Source organism: Aeromonas sp. HMWF014 (assembly GCF_963878295.1).
Classification (GTDB): Bacteria; Pseudomonadota; Gammaproteobacteria; order Enterobacterales; family Aeromonadaceae; genus Aeromonas; species Aeromonas popoffii.
This window is the reverse complement of the sequence record NZ_CAWNYS010000434.1, coordinates 635-4,463: the sequence shown is the minus strand read 5'-3', so window position 1 is coordinate 4,463 and position 3,829 is coordinate 635. Positions and strand designations below refer to the sequence as shown.

At 61.5% G+C, this 3,829-nt stretch carries 4 protein-coding genes; 1 reads left to right on the top strand and 3 read right to left on the bottom strand.

The window, feature by feature from the left end; genetic code table 11:
* On the top strand, nt 1–1,408 hold a 1,408-nt coding region (locus tag AAC083_RS17255), incomplete at its 5' end, for a basic amino acid/polyamine antiporter (RefSeq protein ID WP_108537244.1).
* Nucleotides 1,409–1,483: 75 nt separating this feature from the next.
* Here the strand turns inward: AAC083_RS17255 and AAC083_RS17250 are convergent.
* The 3 genes from AAC083_RS17250 to AAC083_RS17240 form a co-directional block, all read right to left on the bottom strand.
* Entirely contained in the window at nt 1,484–2,323 is an 840-nt protein-coding gene (locus AAC083_RS17250; protein ID WP_181364795.1) for a sterol desaturase family protein, read from the bottom strand.
* Nucleotides 2,324–2,602: 279 nt separating this feature from the next.
* Nucleotides 2,603–3,346 carry an amino acid ABC transporter ATP-binding protein gene (locus tag AAC083_RS17245; RefSeq protein ID WP_108537242.1) on the bottom strand — a complete coding sequence of 248 codons (744 nt, stop codon included), beginning with the start codon at nt 3,344–3,346 and terminating at the stop codon, nt 2,603–2,605.
* The coding region (locus tag AAC083_RS17240; RefSeq protein WP_258224745.1) for an amino acid ABC transporter permease at nt 3,330–3,829 on the bottom strand (500 nt) is incomplete at its 5' end. The genes AAC083_RS17240 and AAC083_RS17245, both read right to left, overlap by 17 nt.

Sequence of the window (3,829 nt, the reverse complement as noted above, 5' to 3'; positions counted from 1 at the left end):
GAGTAAAATAGGCCTCTGGTCCCTCACCGCGCTGGTGTTCAGCTCCATGGTGGGGGCGGGCATCTTCAGCTTGCCCCAGAACATGGCCGAGGTGGCCGGTGCCCGCGCCGTGCTGATCGGCTGGGGCGTGACCGGGGTGGGCATAGTGGCGCTGGCCGCGAGCTTTCTCTACCTGTCGCGGCTCAGACCCGATCTCGATGGCGGCATCTACAGCTATGCCCGGGCCGGTTTTGGCGATCTGGTGGGTTTCTTCTCCGCTTGGGGTTACTGGCTGTGCGCCACCATAGGCGTGGTGGGTTATCTGGTGATCGCTTTCGCGGCCCTTGGTAGCTTCGTCGATACCCCAGGCAGTGTCTGGTTCGGCGAGGGCAACACCCTGGCCTCCTTTATTGGCGAATCCTGCATCCTCTGGGCCGTGCATCTGCTGGTGGCCCGTGGCGTGCAGCAGGCGGCCCTGTTCAATCTGGTGGCGACCCTGGCCAAGAGCCTGCCGCTGCTGCTGTTCATCCTGTTCGCCTGCTATTACTTCGACCCCGTGACTTTCGCGGCGGATCAGGGGGGCAGCACCCTGGCGGTACCTGTCTCCGAGCAGGTGCGCAACACCATGCTCATCACCCTCTGGGTCTTTACCGGCATCGAAGGGGCGGCCGTTTTGTCGGCCCGCGCCAGAAACCGGCGGGATGTGGGCACGGCCACCGTGCTTGGGGTCGTGTTGGCACTGCTGCTCTATGTGCTCATCTCGGTACTGGCGCTGGGGATATTGAGCAGACCCGAGCTCGCGGCCCTGCCCAACCCCTCCATGGCGGGGCTGATGGCCCAGATGACGGGATCCTGGGGCAAGCTGCTGATAAGTGTCGGCCTCATTGTCTCTGTGCTCGCCTCCTATGTGAGCTGGACCCTGTTCTCGGCCGAGGTGCCCTTTAGTGCGGCGCGCCACGGCGCCTTTCCGGCCATCTTCCGGCGCCAGAACCGCAACGGCACCCCCATCGCCTCGCTCTGGCTCACCAGTCTGACGGTGCAGGGCTGCCTGCTGTTGGTGTGGTTGCTCGGCAAGGGGTATACCAGCCTGCTGCTCATCTCCACCTCCATGATCCTGGTGCCTTATCTGCTGATCGGCCTGTTTCTGCTCAAGCTCTCTTTCAGTGGAAAGAGTGAGAGCGGGCAGGGCCGGGGGCTGATGCGGGCGGTGGCGCTGGTGTCGAGCGGTTACGGCCTCTGGCTGCTCTATGCCGCCGGGGTGGAATACCTGCTGCTCTCCTTGCTGCTCTACGGGCCGGGCCTGCTGCTGTTTCTCTATAGCCGCCGTCAGCAGGCTGGCGCTGAACGACTCAGTGGCCGCGAGCGACTGCTGGCCGGGATAACCCTGGTGAGCCTCCTGCCTGCACTCTGGTCATTTGCCCATGTCTGACCTGGGTCTGTGACAGGCAATGAACGAGAGCGCCCTGGTGGCGCTCTCATTTTTGCTCTGCCTCAAGGTTCTGATTCAGACGCTGCCGGGGCCAGCCGGCTTGCCAAACAGCACGCTCAGTTTCTGCTGCCAGGGGAGGCCACGGGCCTCGCGCAGCATGTCGCGCCACTCGTGGAAGGTGAGGGTGAGGGGGTTGAAGCTGTGGATAGGCTTGGTGATGCCAAAGCGACACGGCTCGGCGGGGTCCTCTTCCACTAAGGTACCAAACAGCCGATCCCAGATGATGAGCACGCCGGCGAAGTTGCTGTCTATGTATTTGGCGTTGCTGGCGTGGTGCACCCTGTGGTGGGAGGGCGTATTGAAGACCCACTCAAGCCAGCCGAGCTTGCCCACCACCTGGGTGTGGACGAAGAACTGAAAACCCAGGCTGAGCAGCACGGTTGCCACCACGGCCTGGGGCGGGAAGCCGATGAGGATCATGGGGATCCAGAACAGCCACATGCCTGAGATGGGATACATCAGGCTCTGGCGAAAGGCAGTGGAGAGGTTGAGTCGCTCCGAGCTGTGATGCACCACGTGGGAGGCCCACAGCCAGCGCACGTGGTGGCTGGCAAAGTGGAACAGCCAGTAACAGAGATCCTGCAGCAAGAAGAGCAGCAACAGACTCCAGATATTGAGCTCGATATCGAACAGCCGCCAGCCCCAGAGGGTGTCATACAGATAAACGATGGCGATGGCCGCCAGCGCATCGCCCCCCTGATGCATCAGGGCCAGCGCGGCGTTGGCGAACAGATCCCGCCACTGGTAGGTGGCGGTGGGAAAGGCGGCACCATATTTGCGCAGGTAGAGTATCTCCCAGCCGATAAAGGCCAGAAAGACCGGGGAGAGGTAGAGCAGCAGCAGTTGCACATCCATGGTGGGCATCCGGTTTGACCAGTTGTGTTCCAGCATACCGAATGGATTTAATATTTCATTAGCATATTGCACTGCCATCGGCTGGCTGACTCATGGCAAACATGATGGTAAGTATCTGTTTTAAAGTGATAAAAAGATGGGTGCGGGACCTGACAGGGGCGAGGTACCTGGCACAGTGCTGCTGCGGGATCCTGCGCCATTATGATGGCAGGCCAAGTCCGGGATGGAAAAACAGAGGGAGCCCTGGACTCCCTCTCCTGCTTTTTTCGGCTGTCAGCGTCAGAGCACCTGACTCAGGAACTGGCGCAGGCGCGGGGAGTGGGGATTGTCAAAGAAGTCGGTCGGCTTCTCATCCACCAGCAGCTCGCCGTTTTCCATGAAGAGCACCCTATCCGCTACCTCGCGGGCGAAACCCATCTCGTGGGTCACCACCACCATGGTCATGCCTTCGCGGGCCAGCCCTTTCATCACGTCCAGCACCTCGCCCACCATCTCGGGATCGAGGGCACTGGTGGGCTCATCAAACAGCATGATGCGCGGCTGCATGGCGAGCGCCCGGGCGATGGCCACCCGTTGTTGCTGGCCGCCTGAGAGCTGGGACGGATAGCTCTCAGCCTTGTTTGACAACCCCACCTTCAGCAGCAAGGCCTTGGCCCTGTCCCGCGCGTCGTTGCGCGACAACCCGCGCACCTTCTGCGGGGCGAGGCAGATGTTGTCCAGCACGTTCAGGTGGGGGAAGAGGTTGAAGGACTGGAACACCATGCCCACCTCTTCCCGCAGTTTGTTGACGTCACCCGGTTCGGTCAGAGATATGCCATCGACCACTATGTTGCCGTCGTTGATGGTCTCCAGCTGGTTGAGGGTGCGCAGGAAGGTGGATTTACCCGATCCGCTCGGGCCCACTATGACCACCACTTCCCCTTCGGCCACCTGGGTGCTGACGTTTTTCAGGGCGTGCACCTCGGTGCCATAGAATTTCTCGACACCGGTTGCCTTGATAATGGGATCAGTTGCTGCGCGCATATTTCACCTCCAGACGGCGTACCAGGAAAGAGAGGGTGCCGGTCAGTACCAAATAGAGCAGGGCCACGGTAAACCACACCTCGAACGGGCTGAAGGTGGAGCTGACCACCTCGCGCCCCGCCTTGGTGAGATCCGTGATGGAGATGACAGACACAAGCGAAGAGTCCTTGATGAGGTTGATGAACTGGCCTGCCAGCGGCGGCAGCACCCGCTTGAATGCCTGGGGCAGGATGACGTAACGCATGGTCTGGGCCGAGGTGAGCCCCAGGCTGCGACCGGCCTCCATCTGCCCCTTGTGGATGGAGCTGATACCGGCGCGCACGATTTCGGCCACATAGGCGCCGGTAAAGACTGCCAGCGCGGCGACCCCGGCGGTGAAGCGGTCGAGGTTCAGCACAGTGCCGATAAAGAAGTAGACGATGAAGATCTGCACCAGCAGCGGCGTGCCGCGAATGAGCTCCACATAGGTGACCGCCAGATTGC

Excerpts from the sequence above, each read along its gene's own strand:
- AAC083_RS17250 (WP_181364795.1), bottom strand. The coding sequence starts at position 2,323 with ATGGATGTGCAACTGCTGCTGCTCTACCTCTCCCCGGTCTTTCTGGCC.
- AAC083_RS17245 (WP_108537242.1), bottom strand. The coding sequence starts at position 3,346 with ATGCGCGCAGCAACTGATCCCATTATCAAGGCAACCGGTGTCGAGAAA.